Origin of the sequence: Rhizobium sp. BG4, from assembly GCF_016864575.1 — a bacterium.
GTDB lineage: Bacteria > Pseudomonadota > Alphaproteobacteria > Rhizobiales > Rhizobiaceae > Rhizobium.
The window spans coordinates 1,221,484-1,239,248 of sequence record NZ_CP044125.1 but is presented as its reverse complement, the minus strand read 5'-3'; the positions used below and the strand labels follow the sequence as shown (position 1 = coordinate 1,239,248).

15 protein-coding genes are annotated in these 17,765 nt (G+C 61.6%); 3 read left to right on the top strand and 12 right to left on the bottom strand.

The genetic code is table 11. The annotated features are described in order from the left end of the window. Positions 1 to 3 precede the first annotated feature (3 nt). The 8 genes from F2982_RS06505 to F2982_RS06475 all read right to left on the bottom strand — a co-directional run bounded on the left by F2982_RS06505 (position 4) and on the right by F2982_RS06475 (position 9,859). Positions 4 to 840 (bottom strand): polysaccharide pyruvyl transferase family protein, encoded by an 837-nt coding sequence (locus F2982_RS06505; RefSeq protein ID WP_246777520.1) that lies wholly within the window; start codon positions 838 to 840, stop codon positions 4 to 6. Next, complete coding sequence (locus F2982_RS31505; RefSeq protein WP_246777519.1) at positions 837 to 1,028, bottom strand: hypothetical protein; 192 nt, start codon at positions 1,026 to 1,028, stop codon at positions 837 to 839. Before F2982_RS31505 ends, F2982_RS06505 begins: the two co-directional genes overlap by 4 nt. Before the next feature lie 40 nt (positions 1,029 to 1,068). Next, on the bottom strand, positions 1,069 to 2,559 hold the full coding sequence (locus tag F2982_RS06500) for a lipopolysaccharide biosynthesis protein (protein ID WP_203429593.1): 1,491 nt from the start codon (positions 2,557 to 2,559) through the stop codon (positions 1,069 to 1,071). A 49-nt stretch (positions 2,560 to 2,608) separates the two neighbouring features. Beyond that, complete coding sequence (locus F2982_RS06495) at positions 2,609 to 3,475, bottom strand: glycosyltransferase family A protein (protein WP_246777518.1); 867 nt, start codon at positions 3,473 to 3,475, stop codon at positions 2,609 to 2,611. 577 nt (positions 3,476 to 4,052) lie between these two features. Next, positions 4,053 to 5,612 (bottom strand): VOC family protein, encoded by a 1,560-nt coding sequence (locus F2982_RS06490; protein ID WP_246777517.1) that lies wholly within the window; start codon positions 5,610 to 5,612, stop codon positions 4,053 to 4,055. Positions 5,613 to 5,674: 62 nt separating this feature from the next. Further along, positions 5,675 to 7,297: a response regulator gene (locus F2982_RS06485; protein ID WP_130279067.1), complete on the bottom strand. Its 1,623-nt coding sequence runs from the start codon at positions 7,295 to 7,297 to the stop codon at positions 5,675 to 5,677. A gap of 2 nt (positions 7,298 to 7,299) precedes the next feature. Continuing rightward, a complete protein-coding gene (locus F2982_RS06480) occupies positions 7,300 to 7,725 on the bottom strand; it encodes a response regulator (RefSeq protein ID WP_112713368.1) in 426 nt (141 codons plus the stop codon). Beyond that, a complete protein-coding gene (locus tag F2982_RS06475; protein ID WP_246777516.1) occupies positions 7,712 to 9,859 on the bottom strand; it encodes a PAS domain S-box protein in 2,148 nt (715 codons plus the stop codon). The genes F2982_RS06480 and F2982_RS06475 overlap by 14 nt, the downstream gene beginning before the upstream one ends. A 187-nt stretch (positions 9,860 to 10,046) precedes the next feature. Here F2982_RS06475 and F2982_RS06470 point away from each other — a divergent pair, with 187 nt between their 5' ends. From F2982_RS06470 to F2982_RS06460, 3 genes are all read left to right on the top strand, one after another. After that, complete coding sequence (locus F2982_RS06470; protein ID WP_203429590.1) at positions 10,047 to 10,415, top strand: response regulator; 369 nt, start codon at positions 10,047 to 10,049, stop codon at positions 10,413 to 10,415. A gap of 468 nt (positions 10,416 to 10,883) precedes the next feature. Continuing rightward, the gene (locus F2982_RS06465; RefSeq protein ID WP_203429589.1) at positions 10,884 to 11,588 is read left to right on the top strand and encodes a helix-turn-helix transcriptional regulator; all 705 of its coding nucleotides are present in this window, start codon (positions 10,884 to 10,886) and stop codon (positions 11,586 to 11,588) included. 14 nt (positions 11,589 to 11,602) lie between these two features. Beyond that, entirely contained in the window at positions 11,603 to 12,040 is a 438-nt protein-coding gene (locus tag F2982_RS06460) for a response regulator (protein WP_112713360.1), read from the top strand. 5 nt (positions 12,041 to 12,045) lie between these two features. Here the strand turns inward: F2982_RS06460 and F2982_RS06455 are convergent, their stop codons facing one another. The 4 genes from F2982_RS06455 to ybaL form a co-directional block, all read right to left on the bottom strand. Further along, positions 12,046 to 12,747, bottom strand: a complete 702-nt coding sequence (locus tag F2982_RS06455; RefSeq protein WP_203429588.1) for an ATP-binding protein — start codon at positions 12,745 to 12,747, stop codon at positions 12,046 to 12,048. 94 nt (positions 12,748 to 12,841) lie between these two features. Next, positions 12,842 to 15,397, bottom strand: a complete 2,556-nt coding sequence (secD, locus tag F2982_RS06450; protein WP_130279064.1) for a protein translocase subunit SecD — start codon at positions 15,395 to 15,397, stop codon at positions 12,842 to 12,844. A gap of 89 nt (positions 15,398 to 15,486) precedes the next feature. Further along, positions 15,487 to 15,864: a hypothetical protein gene (locus tag F2982_RS06445; protein ID WP_203429587.1), complete on the bottom strand. Its 378-nt coding sequence runs from the start codon at positions 15,862 to 15,864 to the stop codon at positions 15,487 to 15,489. Positions 15,865 to 15,921: 57 nt separating this feature from the next. Beyond that, complete coding sequence (gene ybaL / locus F2982_RS06440; RefSeq protein WP_203429586.1) at positions 15,922 to 17,733, bottom strand: YbaL family putative K(+) efflux transporter; 1,812 nt, start codon at positions 17,731 to 17,733, stop codon at positions 15,922 to 15,924. Between the last annotated feature and the right edge of the window lie 32 nt (positions 17,734 to 17,765).

Sequence of the window (17,765 nt, the reverse complement as noted above, 5' to 3'; positions counted from 1 at the left end):
TCGTCAGGCGACGGCTGCCGGCTGCATGCGCCGGGCATCGAGGATGCCGAGCGCTTCGTCGACCGTTGCAGCGATCGCTGCCTTCTCAGGATTGTTGCAGGTGCCCCAGGCCTCGATGAAGCTGCTGGTCTTGCCGTAGCTGTTGTCGAGCACGCAATGGTCGGCACCGAGAAGCACGCACATGATATGGCCGTGCATGCGGTCGGTGATGACCTGCCGCGCGGAGCCGAGCAGGGCAACGCCGCGGTCGAAGCGCTGCTGCGCCCGCTCGCGATAGGCAAGCTCGGTCATCTTCGCGCGTCCGCCGATGCGGCCGGACATCAGCCCCTTCAGGATCGCCGTATGCTTGGTATGACGCTGGAAATCGGCAGGCTCATCAGGCCAGTCGGATTTCACCGTGCCCGGGCGGCTGGTGGCGGCAGTCAGATCCTGCGGCGCGCCGACTTCCTGGTCTTCGCGCAGGTTGAGCAGCAGCTCGTGCTGCGGCGCCGGGCGGCTGACCGGACCGATGCAGAAGGCCATGTCGGGGCAAAGCCGTACATCGCACTGGAACCAGCGCTTGGCGAATTCGAAGCTCTTGTGGTCGCGCACCAGAAGCGTGAAATTGCCGTGCTTCTCGATGGCGCGGGCCGTGCTGTCGATACCGGCCTGCTCCCTGAAGTGGATCGTCTGCGGCATCTGCACGATCGGCCGGCCCTTGTACTTCGTCAGCATGTCCTCGCGGAACTGCCGGTAGCCGGCCCAGATGTCGCCGAAATTGCCGCCGCCATGCAGGAAGATGCGGCCATCGCCGATCGCCGCCAGCATGCGCTCGTCATTGTAGGTCGGGATTTCCGTCACATAGGCCGGCCGCGTCTTGCGGCGGTCGAAATAGGCAAGTTCCCCAGCCAGATGGCGCTGTCGCCGATATTGTAGTGGTTCGGGAAATCGAGCAGCGCGAAGCGCTCGGCCGGATCGACAAGATCGGAAAGGCAATTTGCGATCAAACCCTGAAGGCGGTTGATGATCGTAATGTTGGTTTCCTGCATACAGTGGCTCCTGTTGAAGAGTCTGGCCCAGCCCCGGCGGCTAGGCCTCTGCCCGCTTCCCGAACGGCAGCAATGACTTGCCGAGCGCGATATAGGGGCGGATTGCGGATCTGCCGAAGACCGGCAGGAAGGCGAGATAGATGACGGCGCCAAGGCCGATGCTGAACCCGAGCACCAGCCAGCGGCTCTGGATATGAGCGGCAATGACGGGGTGCGCGAACCAGACGCAGACGGCCATCACGGCGGCACCGCAGAAAGGCAGCGCCACGGCCTTGAAGGTGCCGAGCGAGTCGATGCCGGCACAGCGATGCAGCACATATTGCTGATAGGGCATCGTCAGCCAGGCGCGCAGGACGTAACCGGCCGCAACGGCGAGAATGCCGTATGGCACCAGCAGCCACGTCAGCAGCAGCGTCGCGGCAAACTGCAGGGCGGCGACCGAAAGGATCGACTCTGCGCGGTTGACGGCTGAGAGCGCCGAGGAGGCGAAGAAGTTCGTCACGAACGGCACCGACATCAGCACCAGCACGGTGGCGATATCGCCGGCATTGCCCCATTTGTCGCCGAAGAGCAGGGCGATCATGTCGTTCGACAGGGCGCCGAAGCCGAAGAGCAGCGGAATGGTGCCAAGTGCCGCGGCGCCGACGATCTTGTTATAGGCATTGCGGAAGGCGACGCGGTCATTCTGCAGGCGCGAGAGCGTTACCAGCGAAACGCTGCCGATCGGCGCCAGAACGGCCTGGCCGATCAGTTCAATCAGCCGCCAGGCGATACGATAACGGCCGACTTCGACGGCGCCGTACCAGCGCGAGATGAAAATGTCCTGGACGCGGGCCAGCAGCATCCACATCAGCTGCGTGACGACAAGGCTGACGCTGAACAGGAAGACCGAGCGGAACTTCTCGACGTTGAAGCGCAGGCGCGGCATCCAGGGATAGGCGACCCAGCCGAGAACGACTGTTACCGCGGCATTGACGGCGGTCTGCGCCACCAGCGCCCAGATGCCCCAGCCGAGATAGGCGCAGACGACGGCGGTGATGCCGGAGAGAAGGCTGGCGGCAATACTCTGCGCCGCAAGGTTCTTGTGACCGAACTCCCGGGCGAGGCGCGCATTGTGGATGACGGCAAGCGAGGAGACCGGCAGCAGCGGCGCCAGCCAGCGCAGGATGCCGGACACGGATTCGTCGCGAACCAGCTCGCCGTAATAGGGCGCGAAGACGAAGACGATCGCCGCCACGATGGCGCTGAAGGCGACGGTCGCCCAGAAGCAGGTGTCGGCCAGTTCCTCATCGAGGTCGAGCTGCCGGGTGATGGCATCGCCAAGCCCGGCATAGGCAAGCACGCGACCGATCTCGACGAAGAGGCTGGCAAGCGCAAAGGTACCGAAATCGCCGGGGCCGAGAATGCGCGCCAGGATCACGAAGATCACGAAGGTCGCGATCGTGCTCCAGGCCACGCGGACCACCGACCAGAGGACGGAAAGGGCCGTCTTCTTTTTCAGGTCGGCGTGCGCAACTGCATGTTCTGCCATTCGGCGTCCTATCGATTGCAGCCGCTCGCGGGCGGCCTTTGGATCTGTTTCAGGTGCGGGCTGCGACCGGGGTCTTGCCGCGCGTGCTGCGCCAATAGGCGAGCATGCCGGTCAGATTGTCCCTGAGCTGGCGGCGATAGGTCAGCCCCATCTCCTTGCTCATCGGCTGGCCGCCGAGCGCCTCGCGAACCGCCTGGCGAATATCCCAGCGCAGCATTCCGCGCATGTTCGAGCGCTTGTCGAACAGATATTTGGCGTAGAGCGCGCCGTTGCCGAAGGCGTATCCGGCATGCAGGCGATGGATATCCTCGACCTTGCGGCGGCCGTGGAAATGCTTCACCTCGAGCTCTGGAACATATTCGACGCGAATGCCGGCATTGAAGGCGCGGTGGATGTAATCGGTGTCCTCGCCCGAGCGGAACGTCGCTCCGGCGCCGAAGCGCGGATCGAACTGGCCGACCTGATCGACGAGGGCGCGCGGAAACACCATGTTACAGCCATGGATGAAGCCACCGGCATGGAGTTCGTTCGTTAGCACTGCCGGTTCGCGCTCGGTCTTGATCGTGACAGGCAGATCGCGGACATCGCCGAGCTCCACCCGGCCGCCGCGCATGACGATGCCCTGGTCAGCCGCAAACAGACCGGCGATCACGGTGAAATAGTCGGGCAGCACTTCGCAATCGTCGTCGGTAAACGCAAGAAGCCGTCCGACGGCCGCGGCGATCCCGCTATTGCGGGCATTGGCAAGCCCCGGCAATGTCTCATAGATGAGATTGGTATGCAGGGGCGCGACCGCGGCCCAGCGGCGGAATACTTCCGACGTATCGTCTGTCGATCCGTTATCGACGAAGACGAGCTCCAACTGCAAATCGCCCGACAGACGGGCGGCATTTGCAATCGCATCCAGGCAGTTCAACAGGCCACTCGCCCGATTTCTCGATGAGATAATCAGGCTGATGTCAACGGGCCGAGGAGGCATTCAATTTCCCCTTCTGCGATCGATGTCCGGGGCAAGATAGGTCGGACACAGAGGTTCGGCAAGAAATTTTTGCAATGCAGCAAAATAGAACAAGCGCAGAAGAAACGGAAAGAATGAGGTAATTTATAGGCGAATGAATTTTATTCGTGAATTATGTAAATTGATCTTCCGAATATTTGTAATAATTCGTGATCAACGTGAAATTTATAAGTCGATTGGTATTTAAGGTAATCTCAGCATCGATATAATCTCTGTAATATCGGTTTTATGTCGCAAAAATATATGTGAATCCGATAGAGATATATTTATTTTTCTTTGATGATTGTTTTTCCGATGCTCACTGGCTGATTTGCGCTGCACAATAGAAGGTTGTGCGCTGAAACCGGTGACTTCAGCTATTTGCATCCTGCCTGCCGCAAAGTTCTAAAACACCGGTTGCTGCCGGATTAACTTCAAGCGCAAGTTCAAAACCAAGAACAAGCGGCGGCGCGGACAGTCTTTCCGCGCGGTGCCGTTACTGGTTTTCTCTGAGCAGCCATTGCTGGATAATCGGCACGTCGGCGTCGCCGAGATCGTGCCCGCCGGGGATAACGTCCGAATCGACCGTCGCGCCCGAGGTCTTCAGCCGCCCTTCCAGCTCGCTCGCATATTTGCCATAGGCGTCTGTCTTGCCGCTGATGACGAGCAGGTCGGTGCCCTTCAGGTCGGCATGCGGATAGTTGGTCAAGACGGGCATGGAGCGCAGCAGCACCGCTTTGTGAATGAGCGAGGGGTGCAGGTAGATCAGCGAGTTCAGAAGGTTCGCGCCGTTGGAATAGCCGACATAGACGATCTTCTTCGGGTCGAGCCCGTAGGATTTGACGGCGCCATCGATGAACGCCGCGAAGGCTTCCGCCTCGTTCTTGATGTCGTCCTGATCGAAGGAGAAGGGTGTGATGCGCTTGTACCAGCGCGGGAAGCCTTCCTCGGTGGCGCGGCCGCGCACGCCAAGCAGCGTCGCTCGCGGGGCAACCTTGTGCAACAGCGGCATCAACGTCGTCTCGTTACCGCCCGACCCGTGCAGCAGCACGAAGACGCTGCCATCCGGATCCGGCGGCGTGTAGAAGCGGTGCACGAAGGGCAGTTCGCGGTAATTCACGCGCGGTTCGCCCGGCATCGAGAATTGCGGCAGGATGACCTTGAGGTCCTTCAGGTCCTTGATCGAATCCTTCGGCGGCAGGAACAGCTTGGTGCCGAGTGTCGGTGCCGGCTCATCGATCGTCATCCCGGGCTTGTCGGTCGCAAGCTCGATCAGCGTGCCACCGGGTTCGCGCACATAGAGCGATTTGAAATACTTCCGGTCATGCATGTTGGTCGCCGAGTCCGTCGAACTGGCAAGCGCGTCATGAACGGCTTTCAGTTCGGCCTCATCCGCGGCGCGGAAAGCCACGTGATCGATCGCACCGGTGCCCGGCGCCCCCGACCAGAAACCCTTCGCGTTGCGAACATCGATGACATCGCCGGAATCCGAAACCAGCCGGTCGATGGCGCCCTTGTTTTCCTGGAAGCGATAGCCGAAATGGCTCTCGATGAAAGCGCGGCTTTCGGCCGGCGTCTCGGTCAGCATGGTCGCGCCGCGCACGCGCTGCACGGCGTGCTCGATGGGAACAGGTCCGTCCGTCCAGGCCGCCGCCGTCTTCAGATCCTTGTTGCCGGCAAGCTTGAGGATGATGTTGTCGGGGTCCTTGAAGCGCAGTACCGGCTCGCCGAATTCATCGGCCGGCCCTTCCATGCGGATGCCGAAGCTCATGGCCCGCGTCAGCCAGTAGCCGATGCTCGTCGGGTCGATCGCCAGCGCGATCTCGCTGATCTGGCCGAAGCCGGCGCGTCCCTGTGAGCCGTCTTCCCAGGCAAGGAAGGTCAGCAGCGAGCCGGGCGTGCCCTCGCCATCGCCATAGAAGAGATGCAGCTGGGTTTCGTCCTCGAAACCTGCGGTCTGCTTGACGAGCCGGATACCGAGGAAACCGGCATAGAAATCGACATTCGCCTGCACTTTGCGGGTGATGGCGGTGATGTGATGTATGCCAGAAATCATCGAAAGCAGTCCGTATTGTTGGGGAGTGGCGAGAAGCGCCAGAACTAATGCGGATACTAAAGTCATACCAGTGCCGTTGGAGATTGCCTCGATTGTTCTGCACAAAGAACTAGGGCATCACCGCGCGGCTGCAATTCCAAACTGTCGACGCCTTCGAGCGCCTGCTCCAACTGCTGGAGCGTCGGCGGCTTGATCATATAGGCGAGAGCGCCGAGGTCTTTGGCCCTCTGCATGTCGCCTTCGTCGCTCGATGTGCTCAGGATGCAAACCGGTATTTCCTTGAAGCGCGCGTCCGCCGAAAGCGCGTTCAGCACCTCGAAACCGTCCATGATCGGCATGTTGATATCGAGCAGCATCAGGTCCATCGGCGGCTGCGAAACGTTGCCCGCCCGATCCTCCAGAAGCCGCATCGCCTCGCGCCCGTTCGTCGCCACATGCAGGTTGAAGCTCACCTTTTCACGCCGCATCAGCTTCAGTTTGAGAAGCTGGATATCGGCCGGGCTGTCCTCGACGAGCAGCACCTCGGCAAGGCGGCCACCCGTATCGGCGCTCTGCTCGGAGACGCGTGCCGCCTGTGCCTCGGCACCGCGGGCAGCGGTGGCAGGCATGCTCCGCGCCAGCGGCAGTTCGAGCACGAAGGTCGCCCCACGCCCGGTCTTTGCCTCGCACCAGATCGCCCCGCCATGCAGCTGGGCGATACGCCGGCAGATCGCAAGGCCAAGCCCGGTTCCCTCGATACCGCGTCCGACCAGCCGCTTGAAAGGCTGGAAAATCAGTTCGCGATGCTCGGGATCGATGCCGGGGCCATTGTCGCTGACGAGCAGGCGGCAGAGCCCGCCGTCGGCCGCCTCGGCGGTCACCCGCACTTCGGGCCGCTGATCCTCGCAATAGCGGATGGCGTTGGAGATCAGGTTCTGCATCACCTGGATCAGCAGCGTCCCGTCACCCATCACCTCCGGCAGCTCGCCGCGCACGATCGTTGCCTGGCGGCTTTCCATCTGTTGATGCAGGTTGTCCTCGACCTGGTCGAGCACGGCGGCGATCGACACCGGCTTCATCTCCAGATCGCCGGAGACCTCCAGCTTGGTGAAGCCGGAAACCTTGACGATCAGGTCTTCCATGTGGTCGGCGGCGCTCAGGATGTAGTCGAGCAGCTCGCGGTCTTCCGTCGGAAGCGCTGCCGAGCCATGCAGGATCTTGCTGAACGACTTGATGGTCCTCAGCGGCTCCTTCAGGTCATGCGCCATGGCACGGGTGAAGATCTCCAGCGACTGGCGCTTCTGCTCCAGCTTCATCTCCAGCGCGCCATGCATGACGGCGCTCTGGATGCAGCGATGCAGGGATTCAGGCGAAAGCGAATCCTTCGTCAGATAATCGCGCGCGCCGTTTTTCATCACCTCGACGGCAACGGTCTCGTTGCCCTGGCCGGTCAGCATGATGACATTGGCTGTCGGGTCGCGCTTGAGGATTTCCGCCAGCACGCCGAGGCCGTCGCGGCCTGGCAGCGAATAGTCGAGCAGGATGCAGCTCGGCCTCTTGCTCTCGGCGAGCTTGATCCCCTGGTCGCCGGTTTCGGCTTCCGAGACGATATAGTTCATGCCGGCGACGCGCGAGAGCATCCGCCGGTAGACCTCGCGGTCGTCGATATTGTCGTCGATGATCAGTACCGGGCAGTCTTCCGCCAATGTCAGTCCTCGTGCGGCAGGATGGCAATCTCGAACCAGTATTCCTTCAGCCGCTGGATGGCGGCGAACAGCCCGTCCAGATCCACGGGCTTCTGCACATAGGTATTGGCGCCGAGCGCATAGCAGCCCTCGATATCGCGCTCGTCGTCGGATGTCGTCAGGATCACGACCGGGATCTTGCGCCAATGCGCATTGGACTTGATGGCTTCAAGCGTCTTGCGCCCATCGAGGCCTGGCATGTTCAGGTCGAGTAAAACCAGGCCGGGACGCGGGTTCATCTCCGCCAGCGCGTCGAGCGCTTCCTGGCCGGATGCCGCCCAGCGGATGGGGTTTCGCAGGTTGGTGCGCTTGAAGGCGCGCATCGTCGCCTCGAAGTCGTCCTCGCTGTCCTCGACAATCAGGATCGGCTGCATGTCACGCGGCTGCATTCTGGTCCTCTCGTTTGCTTCCCAGCGTAAAATAGAATGTCGTGCCTGTCCCGAGCTCGGACTCGAGCCAGATCTCGCCATTGTGGCGGGCGATGATCTTGCGCACGAAGGTCAGACCGGCTCCGGTCCCATCATCCGAATCCCGCGATTTTTCCAGGCGTTTGAAAATGCGGAAAATGTCTTCGTAGAATTCCGGTGCGATGCCCTTGCCATTGTCCCGCACGAAGAACACGTCGCTTGCCCCCGAGCCGTCCTTGCCACGGTAATGATCGAGATAGCCGATCGTTACCAGCGGCTCGGCCTTGTCGTTGTATTTGACGGCGTTGGTCACGAGGTTGCGGAACACCTCGGTCAGCCGCGTCGCGTCGCAGACCACCTCGGGAAGCTCCCCATCCGTCGTCACCTGCGCATTGCGCTCCTCCAGGAACACTTCGAGCGTGCCGACGACATCCTTGACCACGAGGTTGATGTCGGTGCGTTTCACCGCCAGCTGCTGCCGGCCGATGCGGGAGAAATAGAGCAGGTCGTTGACGAGCTTCTCCATCCGCTGGCTGAGGCGAACGAGGCGGTTCAGACGCCGCACGCCATCCTCGTCCAGCTGCTGCTCGTAATCTTCGAGCAGGAAGCGGGAGTGATTGTGCAGCCCGCGCAGCGGCTCCTTCAGGTCATGCGAGGCGATATAGGCGAATTCGTCGAGATCCTGGTTGCTGCGCTCCAGATCGGCCGTATAGGCCTCAAGCTGGCCGACCATGGTCTTCAGCCGCTCCTCCTGGCGAATGCGCTCGCTGATATCGCGCACGATGCCGACAAAGGTGCGCGAACCACCGGTCGGCACGACGCTGACGGAGAGATCGAGCGGAAAGGCAGCGCCATTCTTGCGCCGGCCGGAGACCATGCGGGTCGTGCCGATGATCCGTTCCTCGCCGGTCTGCCGGTAACGGCTGAGATAACCGTCATGCTCGGAGTGATAGGGCTCCGGCATGAGCATCTTGATATTCTTGCCCAGCGCTTCGGCCGGCGTATAGCCGAACATCTGTTCCGCGGCCGGATTGAAGCTCGAGATCACCCCGCGCTCGTCCATGGTGATGACGGCATCCGGCGTGTTGCGCACCAGCGAGCTGAAGCGGATGCGCTCGGTCTCCAGGCTCGCGCTGTTGCGCATATAGTGATGCACCAGATAGGCGATCAGCCACAGCATCGCGATGGTGACCGTGCGATTGGCGATTTCCTGCCAGAGAATGTCGTCCGGGTGGCTGACGGCAAAGAAGCCGAGCAGGATCAGGATGGTGCAGACGAAGGCGAAGAACAGCGGTGCCTTGCGATTGCCGAACCAGAGCGCCGTCAGCACCAGGGGGACATAGAGAATGCCGTTGGCAACGCCGAGCGGCGTATAGAGGTCGGCGAGCAGGCCGGTGAAGCAGATGACGCCGGGGATCCAGAGCGGCACGCTGGCGCCACCCTGCGGCTGCCGCCACCAGGCGCTCGCCAGCAACCCGCCGCCGAACACCATCATGCCGATCGACGTGTGCAGCGCCATCGCCGCATAGGGGCCCCACCGGTAGCCATGCTCGGCGCTGGTGATATAGGCGGCAAAGGCGATCATCCCGAGCGTGATCGCCACATAGCTCGTCAGTTCCTGGACGAGCGGCGCCCGCTCGTCCTTCCAGTTCAGCGTCGCAAACAGCGCGACATTGCCGATCAGGAAGATCAGCGCCGTATTTGGCCCCATGCCGCCGCCGATCAGGTCGGAGAATTCCTGGGAAACCAGAAGATTGGTGAGCAACCGATCGACGAGATGTGAGGTTCGTCCGAGTGCGATGATTTCGCTGAAGCGGATCAGCGTGATCGCAATGACGCCGGCGGCAAACACCGAGGCCGCGATATTGAAGCGCCGCCTGGTCGAGACCGAGCCGGCGAGCGCGAAGCCGGAGAGGATGAAGCAGAGCGCCGTGTTGAAGGCCATCGCCGGAAAGTCCGGCACCACCGAGACGATCACCTCGACCTCGAGCAACCAGCCGGCAATCGCGGCGATACCGAGCAGCCCGATCAAGCTGCTGACGGTCAGTGCTGTCGCCCGATAGCGCTTCTTCTTCCGCTCGTCGTCCCGCGATTTGCCAGCGGCTTCAGCCCACACGCGCCCTGTCCTCCTGAGTTCGTGCCATCTTTTCCGAATTCAGCAAATACTCAATAGGAAACGCAGGGTTGCGATCGTGTTCTACTGACGATTTTCACAGGATTGATAGCGATTGTTAGCGAAACATATCTAGTGTCATGTTTCGGGTCAGTGAAGCGAGGCCCGCCGATGATCGGATCGAGCAGCTATGCCTTTGATATTCTACATCGATGATAGCAAGGATGATCTTTTCTATCTCGACTACATGCGCCGCAAGAACGTGCTGAAGGCGGATCTCGTCACCTTTTCCCAGCCGCAGGAGGCGTGGGAAATGCTGCAAGCGCGCCATGGAAAAGGCGAGCCGATACCTGATCTGCTGATCGCCGATCTCTACATGCCGCTCGATGGCGGGCTGCTTTTGATCCGGCAGATCAGTCAGGATCCGCGATTCGCAGGCATCAGGCTGGGTGTCTGCAGCGGCTCGGATGCGGAAGAAGACCGCCAGCGTTCGCTGGCAGCCGGCGCTCATGTGTTTTTCCTGAAGCCTTTGAATCCTGAAGATATTCCGCTCGGTTGAGCAGCATGGAACCGACGCTCGGAACGCTCTGGCGCGCACGGAAAGGCCGATTGACAAGGCCGTTTCAGCGTCTCAAGATACAACCAATGGGAAGAGGAGTGATTTGAGCGCTGAGAGAGCCGACCGACCCTTGTTCGCCGCCACGAACTTCAGCCAACCCCTTAGCTGAACGGATCTATCGGCCCTCCCGCGCTTACTTCCGGCACTTTTTCCGCTATTCGAGAGATCAAGAATAACGAAAAATGCGATACCTAGGTAAGACTACGATTTCAGTACATCTGGCCTTTGCATCACTTGCGGTTGAGAAATCGATGAGCGTTTATGCCTCAGGATATTGGAGGTCCCTGTTCCTTTATCCTCATCAACTGTCTCGGAAATTTTTCTAACTGTTCGCGTTTAGGACGTATATCCCAAGATTTCGGGATGAGGTGGGGTGACTTGTGAAGGCTTCGAGGTAAGGTTGCCGGAATGACCAACGCAGCGGCTGTTCCTTTTCATACTGGGCCCGAGCTGAACCGGGCCATCAACCGCACCGATTTCTTCCGCCTGTTCAAGGCGGCGTCGCACCATTATCACTTCGACAATTTCGCATTGGCGAAGATTTCTGAAGCCGCCGCCCCGTTCGGTGAGCGCGAAATCGTCATCACCAATATCGCCGAGCGCCGCGCCAGCCTGTTCATCCAGACGCTTAAGGAAGCGCTGGGAACGATCAAGGCCAAGTCCGCGCAGTTCCTGACGACGCCGGTCTTCGGCAAGAGCGCCCAGCTGGAAGGCTATCCGGCCGATCTGGTGTTCAACGAGTTCAACGGCAACACTTTCCTCTTCATCCCGCTCTTCACGCCCGAGGGCCGCCGCTACTGTCTGGTGCTCAGCGGCATTCGCCAGGAGCCGGACCAGAGCGAGATCGCCGATGTCCTCCTCGATGTCATGCGCATCTTCGACAAGCTGTACGAGGAAATCTTGACCCAGGAAATGACTGGACGTCTGACGCAGCGCGAGGCCGAGATCGTCAAGTGGACGAGCGAAGGCAAGACCTCTGCCGAGATCGCCATCATTCTTGGCCTCTCCGAGCATACGGTGAATTCGCATATCACCGCTGCGGTGCGGAAACTCGATGCGGTCAATCGCGTTCATATGGTTGCGATAGCGCTGAGAAACGGGCTCGTTTCGTGACCGGGGGAGATCAGATGACAGCCGAGGCCAGAGCCGCGGGGACCGTCAAGGTCCTGTTCGTGGACGACGAGTTCATCGAGTTCCGCTCGCTGAAAAAGAAGATCGGCAGCCTGTCGGAGCCGGCGGTCGATGTCGAATATGCCCAGTCGGTGGGCGATGCCGTCGACAAGATGAAGAGCGTCAAGTTCGACCTGATCCTGCTCGACAACCGCCTGCTGCCGAATGCCGATTTCCGCGAGACGGTGCCGGAATTGCGCGGCATCGGCTATACCGGCCCGATCGGCGTGATCTCGACGGATATTTCCGACGGCTATTTCCAGCAGTTTCCGGATTACGGCGTCGATTTCCGCATCGGCAAAGACGAGATGGATGCACGCACGCTGCAATACATCATCCGCGAATACGTGACCTACGACGTCCCCGACTTCTGGAAGGACGACTACAACATCTAACAATCTCAGGCGGGCAGGCGGATTTCGAACCGGCTGCCATTCTCGGATGAGCTTGCGAGATCGAGTGTTCCGTCCATAGCAGTGATCAGCTCGCGCGAGATAGACAGCCCGAGCCCCGGACCCGCAATGCGGCCCGGCTTCGGCAGCTTCCAGAAGGCTTCGAAGATGCGCCCCTGATGATCAGGATCGATGCCGTGTCCATTGTCCGCAACGGCGATGACCAGCGTGGACCCATCCCGCGCTGCCGTCACCTCCACCCGCAGGGCATCCCGCTCGCCATGAAAAATCGCATTCGCGAATAGCTGCCTCAGCACCGCGGTCAGCAGCGCGCCGTCGGTGCGCAGTTCCGGCAACTCGCCGTGAACGAGGGTCGCATCGGTACCGGGAACCTCGGCAATCGCCTCATCCCATGCCGTTTGTGCAGCGGCGTTGAGATTGACGCTCTCGCGCGCCACCTGCGGCGTACCCGCGGCAAAGGTCATCAGCGCCTTCGTCAGCCGCTGTGCCGTCTGCACCTTGTCGAGAATGGTCGTCAGGCTCTGCTTTTCGTCGGCGCTGATCCTGCCTTCGAGATCCTCAAGCAGGATTTCCGAATACATGGCGATATGACGGAGCGGCGACTGCAGGTCGTGCGATGCGACTGCGAGGAAGCGGCGGATGCGCTCCTCGGTAGTGTTCGTCTCCTGCGGCGTCGTGCTGGATGACATGGCGGTATCTCCCCTCGACCTCAGGGCTACCATAAAAAGAGGGCGCCGGTTCTGCAACCGGCGCCCGCCTCAAGCTTTTGTTAACAACCGGTTTTTAGCCGATCGATTTGCGCGGCTCCACAGCGTCCGGCGGAATGATCTCTGCTTCGGGCTTCGCATCCGCTGCCGGCTTGGCATGGCGGCGGCGCCAGTCGCCGAGGAAGAGCAGGATCGGCGCTGCGATGAAGATCGACGAAGCACCGGCAACGAGGATGCCGAAGACCATCGGGATCGCGAAGCTCTCGACCGCGCTACCGCCCCAGATCGCCATAGGAAGCAGGGCGAGGAATGCGGTGGCGTTGGTGTAGAGGCTTCGTGCCAGCGTCTCGTTGATCGAGCGGTCGATGATTTCGCGCAGCGGCATCGACTTGTAGAGGCGCATGTTTTCACGCATGCGGTCATAGACGACGACCTTGTCGTTCACCGAGTAGCCGACCAGCGTCAGGATCGCCGCGATGGCCGTCAGGTTGAAGTCGAGGCCGGTCAGCGCGAAGAAGCCGATTGCCTTGGTGACGTCGAGGACGAGCGTCACGATGGCGCCGACAGCGAATGGCCATTCGAAGCGTGCCCAGATGTAGGCAAGCATCGCAAGGCTGGCGATGACGACGGACAGGATACCCGCCCATGCAAGCTCGCCACTGACTTTCGGGCCGATGACGTCGGTGCCGGTGACGGTCGCCGAAGGATCGATCTTGACGATCTCCGCCTTCAGCTTTTCGACGGCTGCCGTCTGTGCCTCTTCGCCACCTTCCTGGCGCTGCGCACGCACCGCCATGGTGTTGTTGTCGCCGTAGGACTGCAGCGAGACTTCGCCGAGGCCGAGGCTGTTCAGGCCTTCACGGAACTTGCCGAGATCAGCAGCTTCGGTCGTCTTGACCGACATCTGGATACCACCACGGAAGTCGACGCCGTAGTTGAGGCCCGGATGGATGAAGAGCACGACCGATGCGATCGACAGCAGGGCCGAGACCGTGACGCCGAAGAAGCGTGCCTTCATGAACTGGATGTGGCGGCCATAGGGGTTGAACATCATCGGCAGCAGCGGCTTGATGTTCAGCACCTTGAGCTTACGGCGGCGGGTGATCTCGATCATCGTGACGCGAACGAAGGCGACCGAGGTGAACATCGAGATGATCAGGCCGAGTGCCATGGTGACCGCGAAGCCGCGGACCGGGCCGGAGCCGAACCAGAACAGGATGGCGGCAGCGATAAGCGCCGTCATGTTGCCGTCGATAATCGTCGAGTAGGCGCGGCGGAAGCCGGTGTCGATGGCGGCAAAGGCGCTCTTGCCCTTGCGTGTTTCTTCACGGATGCGCTCGTTGATAAGAACGTTCGCGTCGACCGCAAGGCCGATACCGAGAACGACACCCGCGATACCCGGCAGCGTCAGCGTCGCGCCGACAAGGGTCAGGGCCGAGAAGGTCAGGATCGTGTGGATCAGCAGGGCGAAGTTCGCGAGGAAGCCCCAGGTGCCGTAGAGCACGAAGATGAAGAGGGCGACGAGAACGAAGCCGACGATACCCGAATAGATACCCATGCGGATCGCGTCCGCGCCGAGGTCGGCGCCGACGGTGCGTTCTTCGATGACCGTCAGCTTGGCAGGCAGGGCGCCGGCGCGCAGCATGGCGGCGAGCGTCGTTGCCGTATCCGGCGAGAAGCTGCCGGAGATCTGGCCCGAACCACCGGTGATCGGCTCGCGGATGACAGGTGCGCTCAGCACCTTGTCGTCGAGAACGATGGCGAAGGGGTTGCCGACATTCTGGCGGGTGATGTCCGCGAAGCGGGTCGCACCGGCGCTGTCGAAGCGGAAGCTGACGATCGGCTCATGCGTGTTCGGGTCGAAGCCGACGCGGGCATCCGAGAGGCGGTCGCCGGAGATTTCGACGCGGTCGAGAACCGGATAGCTGTTGCCCTGATCGTCCTTCAGCATGGTGACGCCAGGGCCCGGCTGGTTGTTCGGGGCGAGCATATGGAACGACATCTTGGCGGTCGAACCGAGCAGCTGGCGAAGGCGCGACGGATCCTGGGCGCCCGGCAGCTGCACGAGAACGCGGTTGGCGCCGATGCGCTGGATCGTCGGTTCGGCAACGCCGACCTGGTCGACGCGCTGACGGATGACTTCAAGGCTCTGCTGAACGGCGGAGTCGACGTGGCTCGCAAGACCGGCCGGCGAGAAGGCGACGATGACGTTGCCGCCATTTGCCGTGACCGAGAGATCCGACTGGCCGGCGCTGAGACCGGTGCTGATCGGGTTGCCGAGCGTCTGCAGCTGGGTGATCGCTTCGCTGCTCTGCGCCGGATCAACCGGGGTCACGACGATCTGGTTGTTGTTGAGAACGATCGACTTGGTCTGGATGTTCTTCTCGCGCAGAACACGGCGGGCGTCCTGCAGCAGCGTCTGGAGACGTTCCTTGGTCAGGTCCGCTTCATCGACTTCGAGCACGAGGTGTGAGCCGCCGCGAAGGTCGAGACCGAGGGAAACCTGGCTGTGCGGCAGCCAGGCGGGCAGTTTGTCGAGGGTGCTCTGCGAGAGCATGTTCGGCAGCGCGATGATAATGCCGAGCACGATGATCACCGAATAGGTGAACACCAGCCATGGTGAATTGCGCATTCTTTCAGTTCCTTGAATAAATGGAGGCCGGCGCAAGGCGCTGGCTGTGTCTCTGCAGTTCTGGAGGCGCCCGTCAGGGGCGCGGAAAATCAGGCGACCGGCGGTGCGCGGGGCTGATGGGCCGCCGGGGCGGCAGGCCGGATGACCGTATCGGCGATGCCTGCAGGCGCAGGTGCTGGCCATTCGGCGAATGCGAGATGCGCAAGCAGCGGCAGGGCCGCGGCATCGGAATCGTGCAGTGTCTGTTTCGGCGCGATCTTGCGCTCGGTGGCAAGCAGCCCGCGCACGGCTTCACGCGCCGTCAGCTGCAGCGGCTGGCTTTCCTTGCCGGGCGCGCTCAGCGCATTATTGCTCTGGGAGTCGGGGCCAATAACCAGGTTGCCGCCGAAAAGCAGGCCGAGATAAGCGAAGACGGCAAGCAAGAGGGAAACGGCGATGCGAGCGCTCAGGCGGCGCGCATCCGGCATTCCCTCGTCATGTCCTGCGATCTCGCTCTCAAACCGGCTCAAAAGCGCAAAAACCCGTCATTCTTTCTCCGGCGGCTCTGTGGCCGCGGGCGGAATTGTATCAGTCTCCGGCCCATCTTCATAGGCTGGTCTGTCATGATGCACTTGAGCGAGCCGGTCAACCATCCCCATGGCGATTTCTCGCTCGCCCATGATCACGGTATCGGCGCCATATTGCTTGAGTTCTTCCACCTCGGCATCCGAATGCGCCCGCGCGACGATCAGAATCGAGGGGTTGACCGTACGGCCGAGCTCCGCCACGTGGCACGCCTCAAAGGCATTCGGAATGGCGATGACCAGGCTGCGGGCGCCGTTGAGATTGGCGAGATCCAGCACCTCTCGCGCTGCTGCGTTGCCGAGCACCGTCTCGACGCCCTGGGCCGAGAGCTCTTCGATGCGCTTTTCGGAATCTTCGATGACCAGGAACGGGGTGCCAGACGATTTCAGGTTCTGTCCGACGATGCTGCCCACGCGGCCATGGCCGACGAGGATCACATGGCCGGACAGGGACGTCGGCTGGATGTCGTCCTCCTCCGGCTGGATAGGCTCGACGGGGGCGGACTCCTGGGACTCCTCTGCCGCTGGCTCCTCGCGCTTCGGGCGCTCCAGGAGGGGCTTGATGCGATCGCAGAGATAAAACAGCGCCGGGTTGAGAATGATCGAGATGATCGCACCGGCGAGGATGAGATCGCGTCCTTCTTCCGGCAACAGGCCGAGATCGACGCCAAGCGCCGCGAGGATGAAGGAGAATTCGCCGATCTGACCAAGGCTCGCCGAAATCGTCAGCGCCGTGCCCACCGATTTCCTGAACAGCAGCACGATCAGCAAGGCGGCGACCGACTTGCCGATGACGATGATGAAGACGGTGGCGAGAACCGGCAGCGGCTTCTCGATCAGAATGTTCGGGTCGAACAGCATGCCGACCGAAACGAAGAAGAGAACCGCGAAGGCATCGCGCAGCGGCAGGCTTTCCTGCGCGGCGCGGTGGCTGAGCTCGCTTTCGGCGAGAACCATGCCGGCGAAGAAGGCACCGAGCGCCAGCGAGACGCCGAACATCTTCGAGGCGCCGAAGGCAACGCCGAGCGCGATGGCGAGGACGCCGAGGCGGAAGAGTTCGCGAGAACCGGTATGGGCGATGCGATGCATCGTCCAGGGGATCAACTTGCGGCCGAAGATCAGCATCAGCGCCACGAACAGCGCCACCTTGACCAGCGTCATGCCGATGATGCCGCCGATGCCGAGGTCGAGGCCGAGCAGGCGGTTCAGACCAGCCGAGAGCGGCTCGACCGTCGCATGCTCGCCACCGCCGATGCTGGCAGCCGCCGGGATCAGAACGAGTGCCAGAACCATGGCAAGGTCTTCGACGATCAGCCAGCCGACGGCGATCTTGCCGCGCTCCGTCTCGACGAGGCGCCGCTCCTGCAAGGCCTTCAGAAGCACGACGGTCGAGGCGACCGACAGCGCAAGGCCGAAGACCAGGCTGCCGCCCGTCGGCCAGCCCATCAGCCAGCCGAGACCCCAGCCAAGCAACGTCGCAAAGCCGATCTGCACGATCGCGCCGGGCACCGCGATGCCGCGGACGGAAAGGAGATCCTTGAGAGAAAAATGCAGGCCGACGCCGAACATCAGCAGGATGACGCCGATTTCGGCGAGTTCGGGAGCGAGATTCTGGTCAGCGACGTAGCCGGGCGTATGTGGCCCGACGAGAATACCGGCGAGCAGATAGCCCACCAGCGGCGGCAGCTTCAGCCTATTGGCGATGGCGCCGAAGATAAACGCCAGCACGAGACCTCCGACGATTGTCGAAATCAAAGGTGTGTCGTGCGGCATCGCAATCTCCCGATCTGGTATTCCCGTTCAAA

Bases quoted from the DNA above. Each gene is read 5' to 3' on its own strand.
- F2982_RS31505 (WP_246777519.1), bottom strand. From the start codon at position 1,028: ATGCAGGAAACCAACATTACGATCATCAACCGCCTTCAGGGTTTGATC.
- F2982_RS06500 (WP_203429593.1), bottom strand. From the start codon at position 2,559: ATGGCAGAACATGCAGTTGCGCACGCCGACCTGAAAAAGAAGACGGCC.
- F2982_RS06490 (WP_246777517.1), bottom strand. From the start codon at position 5,612: ATGATTTCTGGCATACATCACATCACCGCCATCACCCGCAAAGTGCAG.
- F2982_RS06480 (WP_112713368.1), bottom strand. From the start codon at position 7,725: ATGCAGCCGCGTGACATGCAGCCGATCCTGATTGTCGAGGACAGCGAG.
- F2982_RS06470 (WP_203429590.1), top strand. From the start codon at position 10,047: ATGCCTTTGATATTCTACATCGATGATAGCAAGGATGATCTTTTCTAT.
- F2982_RS06465 (WP_203429589.1), top strand. From the start codon at position 10,884: ATGACCAACGCAGCGGCTGTTCCTTTTCATACTGGGCCCGAGCTGAAC.
- F2982_RS06460 (WP_112713360.1), top strand. From the start codon at position 11,603: ATGACAGCCGAGGCCAGAGCCGCGGGGACCGTCAAGGTCCTGTTCGTG.
- F2982_RS06455 (WP_203429588.1), bottom strand. From the start codon at position 12,747: ATGTCATCCAGCACGACGCCGCAGGAGACGAACACTACCGAGGAGCGC.
- secD (WP_130279064.1), bottom strand. From the start codon at position 15,397: ATGCGCAATTCACCATGGCTGGTGTTCACCTATTCGGTGATCATCGTG.
- F2982_RS06445 (WP_203429587.1), bottom strand. From the start codon at position 15,864: ATGCCGGATGCGCGCCGCCTGAGCGCTCGCATCGCCGTTTCCCTCTTG.
- ybaL (WP_203429586.1), bottom strand. From the start codon at position 17,733: ATGCCGCACGACACACCTTTGATTTCGACAATCGTCGGAGGTCTCGTG.